The organism is Cryobacterium sp. Y50, assembly GCF_002929805.1.
Lineage (GTDB): Bacteria > Actinomycetota > Actinomycetes > Actinomycetales > Microbacteriaceae > Cryobacterium.
Map to the genome: position 1 here is coordinate 40,308 of NZ_PJJM01000099.1, position 16,721 is coordinate 57,028.

The 16,721-nt window shown below is 64.0% G+C and carries 11 protein-coding genes and 1 pseudogene; 5 read left to right on the forward strand and 7 right to left on the reverse strand.

Translation table 11 applies throughout. The features are described from left to right. Nucleotides 1–28: 28 nt before the first annotated feature. Nucleotides 29–3,112: a bifunctional [glutamine synthetase] adenylyltransferase/[glutamine synthetase]-adenylyl-L-tyrosine phosphorylase gene (locus tag CXY73_RS15130; protein ID WP_104178166.1), complete on the forward strand. Its 3,084-nt coding sequence runs from the start codon at nt 29–31 to the stop codon at nt 3,110–3,112. Nucleotides 3,113–3,198: 86 nt separating this feature from the next. Here the strand turns inward: CXY73_RS15130 and glnA are convergent, their stop codons facing one another. After that, nucleotides 3,199–4,623 carry a type I glutamate--ammonia ligase gene (glnA, locus tag CXY73_RS15135; RefSeq protein WP_104134755.1) on the reverse strand — a complete coding sequence of 475 codons (1,425 nt, stop codon included), beginning with the start codon at nt 4,621–4,623 and terminating at the stop codon, nt 3,199–3,201. Between the two features lie 144 nt (nt 4,624–4,767). On the opposite strand from glnA, the gene CXY73_RS15140 reads away from it, so the two are divergent. Further along, nucleotides 4,768–5,196: an RDD family protein gene (locus CXY73_RS15140; RefSeq protein ID WP_104134721.1), complete on the forward strand. Its 429-nt coding sequence runs from the start codon at nt 4,768–4,770 to the stop codon at nt 5,194–5,196. Nucleotides 5,197–5,300: 104 nt separating this feature from the next. Here CXY73_RS15140 and CXY73_RS15145 read toward each other — a convergent pair whose 3' ends face one another. Genes CXY73_RS15145 through lipB form a run of 3 tightly spaced genes read right to left on the reverse strand, consistent with a single transcriptional unit; the run spans nt 5,301 to nt 7,735 of the window. Then, entirely contained in the window at nt 5,301–6,008 is a 708-nt protein-coding gene (locus CXY73_RS15145; RefSeq protein ID WP_104178167.1) for a DUF4191 domain-containing protein, read from the reverse strand. 60 nt (nt 6,009–6,068) lie between these two features. After that, a complete protein-coding gene (gene lipA, locus CXY73_RS15150; RefSeq protein WP_104178168.1) occupies nt 6,069–7,058 on the reverse strand; it encodes a lipoyl synthase in 990 nt (329 codons plus the stop codon). Further along, the gene (gene lipB, locus CXY73_RS15155; RefSeq protein ID WP_104134719.1) at nt 7,055–7,735 is read right to left on the reverse strand and encodes a lipoyl(octanoyl) transferase LipB; all 681 of its coding nucleotides are present in this window, start codon (nt 7,733–7,735) and stop codon (nt 7,055–7,057) included. The genes lipA and lipB overlap by 4 nt, the downstream gene beginning before the upstream one ends. A gap of 290 nt (nt 7,736–8,025) precedes the next feature. Between lipB and CXY73_RS15160 the strand changes: the two genes are divergently transcribed. After that, nucleotides 8,026–9,711 (forward strand): protein kinase, encoded by a 1,686-nt coding sequence (locus CXY73_RS15160; protein ID WP_158254138.1) that lies wholly within the window; start codon nt 8,026–8,028, stop codon nt 9,709–9,711. A gap of 28 nt (nt 9,712–9,739) precedes the next feature. On the opposite strand, the pseudogene CXY73_RS15165 reads toward CXY73_RS15160, so the two are convergent. The 3 genes and pseudogenes from CXY73_RS15165 to CXY73_RS15180 all read right to left on the reverse strand — a co-directional run bounded on the left by CXY73_RS15165 (nt 9,740) and on the right by CXY73_RS15180 (nt 14,189). After that, a pseudogene (locus CXY73_RS15165) lies at nt 9,740–11,166 on the reverse strand (2-oxo acid dehydrogenase subunit E2). 60 nt (nt 11,167–11,226) lie between these two features. Beyond that, a complete protein-coding gene (gene lpdA / locus CXY73_RS15175) occupies nt 11,227–12,600 on the reverse strand; it encodes a dihydrolipoyl dehydrogenase (protein WP_104178172.1) in 1,374 nt (457 codons plus the stop codon). A gap of 101 nt (nt 12,601–12,701) precedes the next feature. Further along, a complete protein-coding gene (locus CXY73_RS15180; RefSeq protein WP_104178173.1) occupies nt 12,702–14,189 on the reverse strand; it encodes a leucyl aminopeptidase in 1,488 nt (495 codons plus the stop codon). Nucleotides 14,190–14,312: 123 nt separating this feature from the next. Between CXY73_RS15180 and CXY73_RS15185 the strand changes: the two genes are divergently transcribed. Together CXY73_RS15185 and CXY73_RS15190 are read left to right on the forward strand one after the other, a co-directional pair. Beyond that, a complete protein-coding gene (locus tag CXY73_RS15185) occupies nt 14,313–15,236 on the forward strand; it encodes a proteasome assembly chaperone family protein (RefSeq protein ID WP_104134324.1) in 924 nt (307 codons plus the stop codon). A 63-nt stretch (nt 15,237–15,299) separates the two neighbouring features. Beyond that, the gene (locus CXY73_RS15190; protein ID WP_104178174.1) at nt 15,300–16,634 is read left to right on the forward strand and encodes a nitrate/nitrite transporter; all 1,335 of its coding nucleotides are present in this window, start codon (nt 15,300–15,302) and stop codon (nt 16,632–16,634) included. Nucleotides 16,635–16,721 lie beyond the last annotated feature (87 nt).

A 16,721-nucleotide genomic window follows, 5' to 3' on the forward strand; every position in this document is an offset into this window, starting at 1 on the left:
GTGTCGATGATCGAAGGAATCACCCGCGATGGAGCGTTTGCACTTATCCCTGACCGAGCTTGTTCGGGTCGGCTTCGTGGACCTCACCGAGGTGCGCGGTCGGCTCGACGAGGTCGTGCACCTCGGTGCGAGCAGCGCATACAGCTCGTCCGAGGTGACCGACCGGTTAACCGAGACACGCCAGTTGCTGCCGCTCCTGACAAAAACGGCCAGTCCGGATGCGGCGCTGGTCGCCTTGGTTGCTCTGCTCCGGCAGGGATCAGCTGAGCTGTTCCGTCTGCTGCAGTCACCCGCTTCGGCTGGGCGTCTGCTCAAAGTGCTCGGGGCTTCGAGCGGCCTGGCCGAATTCTTTCTCCGACACCCGAACGAATTGTCCGTCCTCAAAGCACCGCTGGTTGTGCTGCCCAGCGTCGACGAACTGGTGCGCGACCTATTGGAGTCGGTGGGCGCGAGCAACGGATTCTCCCGCCTGGTGGACGAGGAGGCCTGGATCGCCCTTCGGGTGCGGTATCGCCGGCGGCTGGCGCAACTAGCGGCCTTCGACCTCGAACAGGACGACCCTGTGGCTGGGCTCGACGGCGTGACCCGCACGCTGTCCGACCTCGCGACGGCGGCCCTCGAGGCCGCCCTCGCCGTGGCGCGTACCATGTGCAGCGGCGAGTCGGCCGGCCGGGGCGTGTTCCCCGCCGAACAGGTGCGCGCGACCCGGCTGGCGATTATCGGCATGGGCAAAGCCGGCGCAAGTGAACTCAACTATGTCAGCGATGTCGACGTCATCTTTGTCGCAGATGGTGATGAAACAGTCGGGTTGGAAAACTCCCGCGCCGTCGAGATCGCCACCCGGCTGGCCGTACTCATTATGCGTGGCCTGGGAGAATCCGCCCTCGAACCGGAACTCTGGGAGGTCGACCCCAACCTGCGCCCTGAGGGTAAGAGCGGTGCGCTCGTGCGTTCGATCAAATCCCACCTCGCCTACTACGATCGCTGGGCCAAGAGTTGGGAGTTCCAGGCCCTGCTCAAGGCGCGCACGCTCGCTGGCGACCCCGAGCTCGGACGGCGCTACATCGACGCCGTCACGCCCAAGGTCTGGAGCAGCGCCAGCCGGGAGAATTTCGTCGAGTCCGTGCAGCGGATGCGGGAGCGCGTCACCGACAATATCCCCGACGATGAGGTCGATGTGCAGCTCAAGCTCGGGCCGGGCGGTCTGCGCGATATCGAGTTTACGGTGCAGTTGCTACAGCTTGTGCATGGCCAGACCGATCCAGAGGTGCGCCAGGCCGGCACCCTCCCCGCCCTGACCGCACTGGCCACGGCCGGCTACGTCGGGCGGGCCGAAGCGACCGAATTCGCCCAGGACTACCGCATGCTGCGTCTGATGGAGCACCGGCTGCAGCTGCAGAAGCTGCGCCGTACACATTTGGTTCCCCGGGACGAGGCGAACCTGCGGGTGCTGGCGCGGTCGACCGGTCTGGCGACGAGCGCCGCCGGGCTGACCATCCGCTGGGCGGAGACCAAGCAACGCGTGCGCGGCTTGCACGAACGGCTGTTTTACCGTCCACTGCTTTCCGCGGTAGCGTCCCTCTCAGCTGAGGGCCTGAATTTGACCAGCGAGCAGGCGGAGGCTCGGCTGGCCGCGATTGGTTTCCTCAACACCAAGGGCGCCCTCGCTCACATCGCGGCGCTCTCGGGTGGCGTATCGAGACGCGCGGCAATTCAACGTCATCTGCTGCCCGTCCTGCTGCAGTGGCTGTCCCAGGGGGCTGATCCCGACTATGGATTTCTCGCGTTTCGGCGACTCAGCGACAACCTCGGCTCGACCTACTGGTTCCTGCGCATGCTGCGCGACTCGTCCGGCGCTGCGGAGCGGCTCACCCGGGTACTGTCCGGCAGCCGCTACATCGGGGAGCTGCTCGAGAAGATTCCTGAAGCGGTCGCCTGGTTGGAGGACGAGGACGACCGGCAACCGCGTCCGCTCAAGGCCCTGCGGGACGAAACAAGTGCGGTGCTCGGCCGACATGAGAGTGCGGATGCCGCCGCAACCATCCTGCGGGCGGCACGCCGACGCGAAATGCTCCGCCTGGCGTTCGCCTCACTCCTCGGCCAAATCAACCTCGACCAGCTGGGTCAGGGCCTCACCGATGTGAATGCAACCTATATCCAAGGTGTGATCGCGGCCATTCGCGGAGGCGAACTCAGTGATCCGGCGCAAAGCACGGCATCCGCTTCACCCGATGGAATCGAATTCGCGGTCATCGGTATGGGCCGCTTTGGTGGCGCTGAGCTCGGTTTCGGCTCCGACGCCGATGTCATGTATGTCTTTCGCGCCGGTGCCCTCGAGGGTGAAGCTGCCAACGAGCGCGCCAGATTCATCGTGCGTGAACTCAACCGGCTGAACGATGACGCCCGCCTGCCGCTTGATCTGGACATCGGCCTGCGCCCCGAGGGCAGCAATGGGCCCGTGGTGCGGTCACTGGAGTCATACCAGGCCTACTACCGGCGCTGGTCACTCACCTGGGAAGCCCAGGCGCTGCTGCGCGGTCGCGGAGTCGCCGGGGATGTCGCGCTGCTGCGCGACTTCGAGGCCGTGGCTGATGAGGTGCGGTATCCGAGCAATATCAGCGAGCAGGCCGTGCGTGAGGTCCGCCGCATCAAGGCGCGGGTCGAGAACGAGCGCCTGCCGCAGGGAGCCGACCCGAACCGGCACCTCAAGCTGGGCCGCGGGTCGCTCAGCGACGTCGAGTGGCTCGTGCAATTGCTTCAATTACAACACGCCGCAGCCACTCCGGCGCTCCGCACGACGTCGACACTGCACGCGCTGACCGAGGCGGTGACCGCGGGTTTGATTCCAGCAGCGGATGCCGCAGTGTTGCGCACCGCCTGGATTTTCGCGTCCCGCGCGCGCTCGGCCATCACACTGTGGACCAATCACACCTCGAACGTACTTCCGACGGATCGCGCAGCCCTCGAGGGTATCGCCCGTGTGATGGAATACCCACCGGGGTCGGGCAACCAGCTGGAGGACGACTATCTCGCCGTCACGCGACGAGCCCGCGCTGTCTTTGAACGGCTGTTCTACGGCCCGGTGGAGCGGCCGGGTCCCACAGCCGGCTGAGCCTGCGCGAGCCCATCCGCAACGTAAAAGGACCGCATCCGAAAGATGCGGTCCTTTCTAACTCTGAGGCTTCTCAGTGAGGCGGCTCAGACCCCGTAGTAGAGCTCGAACTCGAACGGGTGCGGGCGCTGGGCGAGCGGCTTGATCTCGTTTTCGCGCTTGTACTCGATCCAGGTCTCGATCAGCTCAGGGGTGAACACGTTTCCGGCCAGCAGAAAGTCGTGGTCGGCTTCGAGGGCTTGCAAGGCTTCCTCGAGCGAAGCCGGAACCTGGGGGATGTTCTTTGCTTCTTCGGGCGGCAGCTCGTAGAGGTCCTTGTCGACGGGCTCGTGCGGTTCGGTGCGGTTCTTGATGCCGTCGAGACCGGCCATGAGCTGTGCAGCGAAGGCAAGGTACGGGTTGCCGGAGGCATCGGGTGCACGGAACTCGAGGCGCTTCGCCTTCGGGTTGGTGCCGGTGATCGGGATACGGATCGATGCCGACCGGTTGCCGGCTGAGTAGACCAGGTTGACCGGTGCTTCGAAGCCGGGGACGAGACGGTGGTACGAATTCACCGTCGGGTTCGTGAACGCGAGAACGGCCGGGGCGTGCTTGAGCAGGCCTCCGATGTACCAGCGAGCCACATCGGAGAGTCCGCCATAGCCGGCCTCATCGTAGAACAACGGCTTGCCGTCGGCCCAGAGGGACTGGTGGGTGTGCATGCCGGAGCCGTTGTCGCCGAAGAGCGGCTTGGGCATGAAAGTCGCCGTCTTGCCCCAGTCGTGGGCGGTGTTCTTGACGATGTACTTGAACTTGAGCAGGTCGTCCGCGGCGTGCACCATGGTGTCGAACTTGTAGTTGATCTCGCCCTGGCCGCCGGTGCCGACCTCGTGGTGGCTGCGCTCAAGGATGAGGCCGGCTTCGATCAGCTTGAGGCAGATGTCATCGCGCATGTCAGCGTGCTGGTCAACCGGGCTGACCGGAAAGTAGCCGCCCTTGAACGGCGTCTTGTTGGCGAGGTTTCCGCCTTCTTCCTTCTTGCCGGAGTTCCAGGCCCCTTCACCGGAGTCGACGGAGTAAAAGCTGGTGTGCTGATTCACTTCGTAGCGCACATCGTCGAAGATGTAGAACTCGGCTTCCGAGCCGAAGAATGCGGTGTCGCCGATGCCGGTCGAGGCGAGGTACTTTTCAGCCTTCTTGGCTACCTGGCGCGGGTCCTTGGAGTAGATCTCGCCGTTGCGCGGGTTGTAGATGTCGAACAACATAATGAGCGTGCGCTCGGTACGGAATGCGTCGATGTACGCGGTCGACACGTCGGGGATGAGCTGCATGTCGGATTCGTGGATCGACGCGAAACCGCGGATCGACGAGCCATCGAACATCTGACCAACGGTGAAGAATTCTTCATCAACGGTGGATGCCGGGATGTTGAAGTGCTGCTGCACACCGGGAAGATCGGTGAAACGGATGTCAAGGAACTTGACGTCCGTGTCTTTGATGAATTTGAGCACTTCTGACGAATCGCGGAACATGCGGATAAACTCCAGACGACGTGGGCGTGGAAACAGCCGAATCGGATACATCGGCTTCACTGAGATTAGTAGCGCTGCGTTACTTGTCCGTGACGCTTATGTTTCACACATGTTACAGGGGAGCCTGCTCGGTAGACTCATCAAGTGCCAGACTCCAACTCCCGCCCGAACACTTTTGGCCCAGTGCCACCCAGTAAATGGCCGGGCGAGCGGCTCGGGTTACCCCAGGTCGGACCGAATTCGATCGGGCGGCCGGGGAGACGAATTCTGGGTTTCGCCATCGACTGGGCCATTGCGATCGCGGTGTCGGCGATCTTCTTCAACTACGATCCGGCCGCGAACCTGATCATCTTCGTCATCATGCAGATCGTGTTCATTCCGACAATCGGGTCGAGTATCGGCCACCGGTTCGTTGGCCTGCGGCTCATCTCCATTCACGGCGGCTGGATCGGGCTGTGGCGGCCGGTAGTGCGTTCGCTGCTGCTCGGGATTGCCCTCCCCGCCTTGGTGTGGGATTCCGATCAGCGCGGCTTCCACGACAAGATCGCCGGAACGGCGCTCATACGTCAGTAGGGGGCCGGTCGGTACTGCACAGCCCGAACAAATTGGAAGAAGGGCCGCACGCGAAGCGTGGGCCCTTCTTCTCGTTCCCCGGGATCGGGTGAATCTATCTGGAGTCAGCCGCGCTGCGGGCGTGCCTTCATCGGGTCGACGCCCTTGGGAATGGGAAGTTTGGTGCCCATGGAGTTCAGGCGGTTGTTGACCGCAAGAACTTCGGCCTTGGTCAGGGTGGGCTTGATCCGGGTGAGGCGGCGGGCCAGCTTGTGCAGCGGCACGGCGTCGTCGTCGGGCCCGACCGAGATGACCGTTACGCCAACGTTGCCGCCGATGCGCACGATTTTACGCTTTTCTTCGTCGAGCATGCGTGTAGTACGCGTTTTCGGACCCTCGCTGATCAGTACGACCCCACCGCGACCGACAGCGCGATAGACAGCATCCTGTGTCTTGCCGTTGACAGCGACCGGCATTTCACTGCCAACCCATCCCCGCTTGAGCGAACTGCGCAGCACGGCCCCGACGGCACCAGGCTGGCCCTCGATCTGCGAATAGGCGGCTTTCTCAGCGCGCCGCCCCAGAATGATGAGCATCGCCAGAATGCCAGCGAGCACGCCAGCGACAATCCACAGCACCATCGTGAAGACGTTGCTGCCGGGAATCAGCAGGGCCAGCGCCAGGCTGATCAGAACGGGGATGAGGAAGGCCAGAACCAGAATCCAGACGATATTCGAGTCATATCGTCTCGTCATCTGGAAAACCTGCCACATTTGCTTCAAGCGGCCGGGCTTCTTCGGTTTTTTGGAGGTCTTTTCCTTGCTGCGTGCCATGGGTACAAGACTACCCAGTCGCTCGAATGCCGAGTGACCGAATTCGGCGGTGTTCTCGCATCAGGAGACTGCTTGGGCAAAACCGAGCTGGGCATCCGCCAGCTGACGCAGTTCGACGGGAATTTCGCGCCCGGTGGCGACCATGGACTGGGCCCACAGGCGACCGGCCCGATAGGACGAGCGCACCAGCGGACCGGAGAGCACGCCGAGAAAACCGATCTCTCTGGCTTCCTCGTTGAGTTCGACGAATTCCTCCGGGCGCACCCAGCGGGCGACCGGCAGGTGTCGGGCACTCGGCCGCAGGTACTGCGTGATGGTGATGATGTCGGTGCCTGCCTCGTACAAGTCGTGCAGGGCCTGAGTGATCTCCGCGCGTTCTTCACCCATTCCCAGGATGAGGTTCGACTTGGTGATCAGGCCGGCGTTGCGGCCCTGGGTGAGGACGTCGAGCGAACGGTCGTAGCGAAAGGCTGGACGGATGCGCTTGAAGATGCGCGGTACGGTCTCAACGTTGTGCGCGAAAACCTCCGGTTGGGCTGAGAACACCTGTGCGAGATGCTCCGGGTTGCCGGAGAAGTCCGGCACCAGAATCTCGACGCCGGTTCCGGGACTCTGCTGGTGGATCTGGCGAATGGTCTCGGCATAGAGCCAGGCCCCCTCGTCGGGCAGGTCGTCCCTGGCCACACCGGTTACGGTGGCATAGCGCAGGTTCATGGCGACAACCGATTCGCCGACGCGGCGCGGCTCGTCGGTGTCGTAATCGGCCGGCTTGCCCGTGTCGATCTGGCAGAAGTCACAGCGCCGCGTGCACTGCGAGCCACCGATCAAGAAGGTGGCTTCGCGGTCTTCCCAGCACTCAAAGATGTTGGGGCAGCCGGCTTCCTGGCATACCGTGTGCAGGTTTTCGCTTTTCACGAGGCTCTGCAGCTTCTGATATTCGGGGCCCATTCTGGCGACGGTCTTGATCCAGGCTGGCTTCCGTTCGATCGGAGTTTCGGCGTTGCGAATTTCCAGGCGCAGGAGCTTGCGACCTTCGGGTGCTGCATTCATGCGTTCGTCCTGACGGTGTCGAGGCTGACGGGGTTCAGACTGTCGGTGTCGGCTCCAAGCGCGCGACGAAAGCCAGCGGTGATGGAGTCGATGAGTTCACTCGGCTCAACGGTGCGGCCGAGGACGCGGGACATTGTGGTCACTCCGGCATCGCGAATTCCGCAGGCGATGATGCGGTCGTACGGCTCGAGGGAGTTGCTGCAGTTAAGCGCGAACCCGTGCATGGTGACACCCTGGGCGACGCGGATGCCGATGGCGGCGATCTTGTCTTCGTGTCCGGCCGGTCCGACCCAAACACCCGAACGTCCGGCTACCCGGACGGCGTCGATCCCAAATCCGATCAGCACCTCAATCAACATGCCCTCGAGGGAACGAACGTAACCGACGACGTCGACCGGTTCTGCCAGGTGCAGGATAGGGTAGCCGACTAGCTGCCCCGGGCCGTGCCAGGTTATTTTGCCGCCGCGGTCGACGTCGATCACCGGGGTGTCGTCGACAGGGCGTTCTTCCGGCAGGGTGCGTTTACCCGCTGTGTACACTGCGGGATGCTCCAAGAGGAGGACTGTGTCCGGTCGCTCACGGGCGACGACGGAACGGTGGACTGCGCGTTGGAGCTCTAGGCCCTCAACATACGGCACGGAGTTGGCGCTTAGCCCCGCGACGACAAAGTCGAGCATTGGCCCAGTCTAGGGGGTCAGCGAGGGAGTCAGGGCAAGCGGCAGACTTATGCCGGCCTGGCTGCCGACAAGTTCCTGGCCTCCTCCCCGCTTTCCCGCTTCGCCGGTTGTGCACCGGTGCGTGCCTGCCAGGTCTTCTGACCCGTTCCTTGCGAGAACATGGTCTCGTGAAACGACGAAGCGCAGTGCCTCCGACTCCGGTCGATGGCCCGATCAGATTCGATGACCCGAACCGACTCGGTCCGCGGTCGCAGTTGACAGTCGACAGAAATCGTGAGCCGGGTTCGGCAGTGCTGGACAGCGACTGCGTTGTTGCTGGCTACCGACTAATTCGGCTGCTCGGCACGGGGGACCGTGCCTCAATCTATCTAGGACATTCCGGCAGCGGCACCATGGTTGCCCTCAAGGTATTCCGTGCCGACACCGAGTCGGCGAGCATCGAGAGCGACATCGCCGTTCTTACCTCGGCCGCAGCGCCGGGGCTCGTCCGGCTGCTCGATGTTGCGCAGCTCGGTGATGGTCGCATTTGCCTGGTCCTGGAACGGCTCGCCGGGGGGTCGTTGGCCCGTTATTTGATCGAACACCCAGTGCTGTCGCCGGGCGAAGTGGTCACCCTCCTCGCCCCCGTCGTGGTGGCCTTGAATGCGCTGCATTCTGCTGAGTTCGCGCACGGCAGTCTCAGCCAGGCCACCATACTGCTCGACGCGACCGGCCGGCCCGTGCTAACCGGGTTCGGCGCGATCCGACAGTTCAGCGACGCCCTACGAGAACGGATGCCGCTCCTCCGCGCCGATTACACCCGACTGGCGACCATCGGGCAGTGCGTCTGTGATGGGCTCGCCGAGACTGACGCGCGCAGCCGCGGCGCGGCAGAACTGATCCGTCGGCTCCACGATGCCGTGAATCCAAGCGATAGTGCTGGTCGGTCCGGAGCAGAAGCGGGAGCGTTCCTCGCATCGGAACCGACGGAAGCGGTCCTGGTGGATCTGGAACGTGCCCTGTTCGACTGGGCCGAGGCGGAACCGCTGCGGGGTTTTCGACCCGCCACCGAACCGAATCCCGGCAACGCCTGGTCGGCTGGCCCGTCGATCGGTGGCCGGGAGATTGCGGAGCCAGCCCGGCGGATCGGAAAAGTGCAGGTCCGAGCCGCGTTCAGCGAACGCGGCCATGCCACCGAACGGACTGCGCCGGGCCGGTACGCCCCAGAAGACGACGAAACCGTTTTGCACGAGCCCGACCCGTATCCTTCCGCTTTGAATGCGTGCGTGAGATCGCCTTCCTGGGCCCTCAGCAACTTTGTGGCGCGGGCCGCCGGGTCTCGGCAGCGCCTCAGCCGGCTGCTCAACAGCTTGGTTGACGCGCGCCCGGTCGAGGCCCTGAAGCATGGCCTGCGTAAACGACTGCATGGTCGTCGGCGACCTATCCTGGTGGCGGGTCTGGGCGGAGTCAGTGTGCTCGTGCTGGCACTGACGTTGTTTCCGCTAACCGGGCACTCCGGGCGACCCGGTCCGGTCGCCGACGCGGTGGCTGCCGGCCCGCCCGCAACGGCCGCGACACCGGAGAATAGCGACCATTCTTCAGACCAGAGCCAGCCCAGTGGTGCCCCGTCGGGCCTTCAAACGCCGGATGCAGCTGCGATTGCGGGGGATGATCCGGTCGCGGCCGTGATGGCGCTGTTGGCCGGCCGCGCCGCTTGCCTCGCTGCGGCGTCCCTCGTCTGCCTGGTGGACGTCGACCAGACCGGCTCGGCCGTGCTGGCTCTGGACAGCTACGACACGCGTCAGCAGCAACAGGGCGGGTCAGGGCTGCAACTGCCAGACTACGTGGGCTTTCTGCCGACCCTCGCGGAACGAACCGGCAACCTGGCCGTTGTCGCACTGGCCCCTGTCGCCGGGAACAAAAAAGGCCAGCCGGCCTCGGTCCTTGCAGTCAAGGGCGAGGGCGGCTGGCGTCTTCGTGAGATTTTCGACTACTGAATTGTTCAGCGTCGACAGATCCTGGAGTTTAGATACCGAGGTTGCCCTCGAACGCTCCAGCTTCCAGACGTGCCTTCATCGTGGTGAGGAAGCGGGCAGCATCCGCTCCGTCGACAATGCGGTGATCGTAGGACAGCGCGAGGTACACGCTCGAACGAATCGCGATCGCGTCGAGGCCGTCGGTAGTGACGACGAGCGGCTTCTTATACACGATGCCGGTGCCCAGGATGGCGCTCTGCGGCAGGAACACCACGGGAGTGTCAAACAGGGCGCCACGCGAACCGGTGTTGGTCAGGGTGAATGTTCCGCCGCTGAGCTCGTCGGGCTTAAGTTTATTGTCCCGGGTGCGGGCAGCGAGATCCGCGATCTGGGCGGCAAAACCGGCCAGATCGAGTTCGCCGGCGTTACGCACAACCGGAGTCAGCAGACCACGTTCGGTATCGACCGCGATGCTAATGTTTTCCTGGGCCGGATAGACGATCGTGTCGCCCTCGATCGTGGCGTTCACGATCGGGATGGCACGAAGTGCCTCGGCCGCGGCCAGGGCGAAGAACGGCAGGAACGAGAGCTTGTTGCCGGTCTTCTCGGCGAACGCATCCTTGACCTGGTCACGCAGCATGGCGACACGGGTGACATCGACCTCGACCACAGTCGTGAGCTGAGCGGATGATTGCATCGAGATGACAGCACGCTCGGCGACGACCTTGCGCAGGCGCGACATCGGCTGGGTGGTTCCGCGCAGCGGCGAGACCTCAACGACCGGCGCGGCCGTGGCTGGCCGCGCTGACGAAGCCTGCACGATGTCTTCCTTGCGGATGCGTCCGCCCACTCCGGTGCCGCTGATGGTCGACAGGTCGACACCGGCCTCGTTGGCGAGCTTGCGCACGATCGGGGTGACGTACCCGCTGGTCCCGGCGTGCGAACCGCGGGCGACCGGAGCCTCCACAACCGCAGCGGGCGCTGCGGCAATGGGGGTCGGAGCGGATGCGACTACCGGTGCGGCGACCGGTGCTGCGACCGGTGCGGGTGCTGCGACCGGTGCGGGTGCGGGTGCGGCGACCGGTGCGGGTGCGGGTGCGCCGACCGGTGCGGCAACCACCTCTGCCACGGGGGCTGCGGGAGCCTCGACGGGTGCCTCGACGGGTACCTCGACTGCTGGAGCAGCTGCGCCGGACCCGTCGCCGATTGTCACGAGCNTGCTGGAGCAGCTGCGCCGGACCCGTCGCCGATTGTCACGAGCGGCGTTCCGACCTCGACGGTCTCGTCTTCCTGCACCAGGATGGCTTCAATGATGCCGGCGACCGGGGACGGAATTTCCGTGTCCACCTTGTCGGTCGATACCTCGAGCAGCGGCTCGTCGACCTCCACGCGGTCGCCCACGTTCTTGAGCCAGCGGGTGACCGTGCCCTCTGTGACACTCTCTCCGAGTGCCGGGAGGCTGACGGATTCGCTCATGCGCATGTCTCCTTCAAAACCGTTTGTATGTCTGAAAATGGGATAAGAACAGGTATCCGACTACATCGCGTGAAGCGGTTTGCCGGCGAGAGCCAGGAAGGCCTCACCCATCGCTTCATTCTGCGTCGGGTGGGCGTGCAGGAACGGGGCAATGTCCTCCGGGTACGCTTCCCAGTTCACAACGAGCTGGCCTTCGCCGATGAGTTCGCCGACACGGGCACCGATCATGTGGATGCCCACGATGGGACCGTCCTTCACCCGAACGAGCTTGACCGACCCGGCGGTACCGAGAATCGAACTCTTGCCGTTGCCACCGAGGTTGTACTCATAGGTCGAGATCTGCTCGGCACCGAACTTGTCCGCAGCCTTCGCTTCGCTGTAGCCGACGGAGGCAACTTCAGGGTCGCAGTAGGTGACCTTGGGAATGTTGATGTCCTCGACGAGGATCGGGTTCAGGCCGGCGATTTCTTCTGCGACGAAGATTCCCTGCTGAAAACCACGGTGGGCCAGCTGCAGGCCGGGAACGATGTCGCCGACGGCGTAGACGCCGGGGATGTTCGTGGCGAGACGCTTGTCAGTAATGACGAAGCCGCGATCCATGGTGACGCCGACTTCATCGAAGCCGAGTCCGGCCGTGACCGGGCCGCGGCCGACGGCGACGAGCAGCAGGTCGGCCTCGACGGTCGCACCGTTTTCTAAGGTAACGACGACGCCAGCGTCCGACTGCGTGACACTCTGAAAACGGATGCCGAGGGAATATTCGATCCCGCGCTTGCGGAACGCGCGTTCCAGCTGCTTCGAGATCGACTCTTCTTCGTTGGGAACGAGGTGCGGGAGGGCTTCGATGATCGTTACGTCGGCGCCAAAGGACTTCCAGACACTCGCGAACTCGACACCAATCACGCCGCCGCCGAGCACGGCAACCTTCTTGGGCACGTAGTCCAGGGCCAGAGCGGTCTCGCTCGTGATGACGCGGCCGCCGATCTCGAGGCCCGGCAGCGAACGGGAGTAGGAGCCGGTCGCGAGGATGACGTTCTTGCCGACGATCGTATCCTCGCCGACCTGAACGGTCGTGGGGGAGACGAGATGGCCTTCGCCCTCGATCACGGTGATGCCGCGAGCCTTGACCAGGCCCTGCAGCCCCTTGTACTTGCTCGCGACGATGCCCTCGCGAAACGCGGTGACCGCAGCGATGTCAATGCCCTCAAACGAGGTCTTGACACCGTATTTGGCCGACTCGCGGCTAACATCGGCGACCTCGGCCGAGTGCAGGAGAGCCTTGGTCGGAATGCAGCCGACGTGCAGGCAGGTGCCGCCAAGTTTGCCCTTCTCGATCAGACCAACGGTGAATCCCAGCTGCACGGCCCGCAGCGCTGCTGCGTATCCACCGCTTCCGCCACCGAGAACGACAATGTCAAAGTTCTGTTCCGACACTCAGCTACTCCCTCGCGCTTAACGCTTTGTCACGACGGCCGATGAAATTGTGCTGAACGGCCACGTGGTTTGACAAGCTTTTTCTTGCCCCTACGACTGTACTACGGGCGTGAAAAGTCCTCGGCCAGTCGAAGCAGGGCCCGGACAGCTACCCCGGTCGGTCCGGCGGCGGTGAATCCCCACCCCGTTCCCGAGTTCTGGGCCGGCCCGGCAATGTCGAGGTGAGCCCACGGGATCGTCGTTCCGACGGCATCCGTTCCGATGAATTCCCTCAGAAACACCCCCGCGAGCAGCATGCCGCCGGCAGTGCTGCCGATCTTGGCGTTGGCGATGTCGGCCACATCGGAGTTGAGGGTGGCGCGCAGCTCATCGGGGAACGGCATCGGCCAGGCTGCCTCGCCAACGGCAGCGCTGGCTGCGAGGACCCGTTGCACCAGGGTATCGTCGCCCATGATGCCGAAATACCGGGTGCCGAGGGCGACCACGGCGGCTCCGGTCAGGGTGGCGACGTCGATGATGGCGTCGGGCTGTTCCTCTGCTGCTGCGACGAGACCGTCGGCGAGTACGAGGCGGCCCTCGGCATCCGTGTTGAGCACCTCGACGGTGCGTCCGCCGCGCATGCGCAGCACATCGTTGGGACGGATGGCCGAACCGGAGGGCATGTTTTCGGCAATGCACATCCAGGCAGTGATTCGCACGGGCAGTTCCAGCCGCGCCGCGGCGAGCACGACTGCGAGCACCGTGGCTGCGCCGGTCATGTCGTATTTCATCCCCACCATGGATGCCGGCGGCTTGAGCGAGAGTCCGCCGGTGTCAAAGGTGATGCCCTTGCCGACGAGCGCCAGGTGCTTGTCGGCTCCACTCGGCGTGTAGCTGAGCTTGACCAGGCGTGGCGGGCGGGTCGAGCCTGCACCGACTCCAGCGATGCCGCCGAAACCATCGGCGACCAGCGGCTGCTCGTCCCAGACTGTGACGGCGATCGGGAGGCCGGTGGCTGCTTCGACCGCGGCCGCGGCGAGCGACTCGGGGTACAGATCAAGCGGGGGCATGTTCACGAGGTCCTTGACCAGGCGGATCGCCTCGGCGTTTGCGCTGGACCGCGCAATAGCGTTGGGCGCCATGATCGAGGTGTGCACGATGACACTCGACGCCGGCAGCTTGGCCGCGGCGAGCGAGCTGTGTCGGTACGCGGTGTAGGAGTAGCCGCCGAGAGCTGCGCCCTCGAGCACGGCCTCGACCTGATCGGCATCGGTCAGCGAAATGGCGAAGGCTAACGCGGCGACGCCGGTCAGCTGGCGTACAGCGGAACCGGCAGCGTGCCGCAAAGCGTCGGTGTCGACGGTCCGTCCAAGTCCTACGATCGCGATCGCGCGCGGTGAATCGTCGTTGGTGACCAGCCGTACGACCTCATCGCGGGCGCCGGTCACGCCGAGGAGCGGAAGCTGGGATGTGATGGCGGCGATCAGTGTGTCGCTTCCGGTCGCGATGAGGCGCGCACCGTCATCCGTTTGTTGGGCAGCGACAATGACAATCGCGGCGGGAGAGTCGATGGCGGACTCGGTGGACAGGGACAGGGTAGGAACGGTCATACTTCGATGGTAGCCACCGGGAGAAGGATCGCCGGTGGCCGGCAGTGCGAGTGGGCGAGGTGTTCGCTCTCGGCACTCCGTCAGAAGCCACCTAAAACCGGCAGTGCGGATTAGAGTTAAAGCATGTTAGACCCTGCTGAGCTGTACGAACTGACCTCGGACGCCGATGGCGTTTCGGAGGGATTACACCTGGTCGCGGGCCTGACCGGCTTTGCGGATGCCGGTGGAGCGGTCGCGCAATTCACTGACTATCTCCTCACCAATCTCGAGCACACCGTCGTCGCGTCCTTCGATACGGACGCTCTGCTTGACTACCGAGCGAGGCGCCCGATCATTTACTTTGATCAGGACCACTTGACCGACTATCAGCCGCCGTCACTGCGCCTTTATCTGGCTCGTGACGAGATCGGACAGCCGTTCTTGTTCCTGGCCGGGTTCGAGCCCGACTTTCGCTGGGAGCAATTCACGGCCGCTGTGATGCAACTGGTGGATCGGTTCACCGTTGCTTCGACCACCTGGGTGCATGCCATTCCGATGCCCGTTCCACACACCCGCCCGATCGGTGTGACCGTCAGCGGCAATCGCTCCGACCTGATCGAGAACCGTTCGGTGTGGCGCCCACACACCCAGGTTGCGGCCAACGTGCTTCACCTGCTCGAATTTCGTCTGCAGGAGCGTGGCGCTTCAACGGTCGGCTACGTTTTGCTGGTCCCGCACTACCTGGGCGATACCGAATTTCCCGCGGCGGCGTTGAGCGCGCTGGAAAGCACAAGCGCGTCGACCGGGTTGATCTTTCCCACCGATCGCCTGCGCGAAGCCAACCGTGAGTTCGTCGCACGGATCAACGACCAAGTGCGGGACAACCCCGAACTGTCCAAGCTCGTTGGCACCCTTGAGCAGCGCTATGACGCGTACATGGAAGGCAGCCCATTACGGTCACCGCTGACAGACGAAGACGGCGAACTGCCCTCGGCCGACGAAATCGCTGCTGAACTGGAGAATTTCCTGGCTCTGCGTCGCAGCCGCGACGACGGCCCGTCGGCCTAACGACGGGTACCGACGGGGGCATTCCCAAACTGGGGCAGGCTTGAGCGCGGTAAGTTGGGACGAGTGAACTCCCGTCGATCCACCCTGATCTTTGTCATAGGATCGTTCGCGTACCTGTCTGCCGTGCTCCAGCGCACCTCGATGGGAATTGCGGGGGTGGCAGCTACCGAGCGTTTCGGCGGCTCGGCTGCCGTGCTCTCGAGCCTCGCGGTTGTGCAGCTCCTGGTCTATGCCGCGGCGCAGATTCCGGTCGGCGTTCTGATCGATCGTTTTGGGCCGCGCGTGCTCATGATCACCGGCACCGCACTCATGGTGATCGGGCAGGTCACCCTCGCGCTCGCACCGGACATTACTCTTGCCGTCGTGGGCCGTATTCTCGTGGGTGCTGGCGATGCGACCATCTTCATCTCCATGATCCGCCTGATCAGCTCGTGGTTCAGCGGCCACATCGTTCCGCTGCTGTCCCAGTGGATGGGCAACATCGGCCAGCTCGGGCAGGTTCTGTCCGCGGTCCCCTTGGCCTGGCTGCTGCACACGAGTGGATGGGTGCCGGCCTTTCTCTCGGCCGCCTCCGTCGCCGTCGTCGCCCTGATAGTGGTCATCATCTTCGTGAGGGACCGCCCCAGCGACATGACCGAGCAGGTCAGGGCGAACAGCCTGGCCATCGCGTTGACCCAGCTTCGACACAGTTTCAAACGTCCAGGCACCCAGCTCGGGTTCTGGTCGCACTATGTGACGCAGTCCGCCGGCACCGTGTTCAGCCTGCTCTGGGGCTATCCGTTCATGGTCTTCGGCCTCGGCTACGAGCCAGCTTTCGCTGCCGCCATGCTGACCGTGCTGGTCGGGGCCGGGCTCGTGTTCGGACCAATTCTCGGCCTGCTGACGGCACGCCACCCCCTGCGTCGCAGCAATATCGTGCTGGGAATAGTCGCGGGTATCGCTGCCGCCTGGGCGCTCGTTCTGCTCTGGCCCGGTGTTCCGCCACTCTGGACCATTGTGCTTTTGCTCGTGGTCCTCGGCATTGGCGGTCCCGGTTCGCTTATCGGCTTTGATTTTGCCCGCACCTTTAACCCGCAACGCAGTCTCGGTTCGGCCAACGGTGTGGTCAACGTCGGCGGGTTCACCGCGAGTTTCGTCACGATGTACCTGGTGGGGCTGCTGCTCGACCTGCAGAACGGATGGAAGGTCGCCGGAGGAGCGGCCAGCGACCTGTACGCCCTCGATGCCTTCCGGGTGGCGTTCTCGGTGCAATACCTCGTGATCGGCGTCGGCGTCGGATTTCTGCTGCACGCCCGCCGCCGTACCCGTCGCCAGCTCTCCCGCGATGAGGGAATAGAAGTGGCGCCTATCTGGGTTGCACTATCACGGGCTTGGAAACGACGTAACGGTCGATCATAGTGTGTGGTGTGGCTTGTCGTCCAGATAAACCGTGCAATACTTATTTCTAGGACCCGTTCTGGTCCGGGGTATGTCTACACCGTGTGG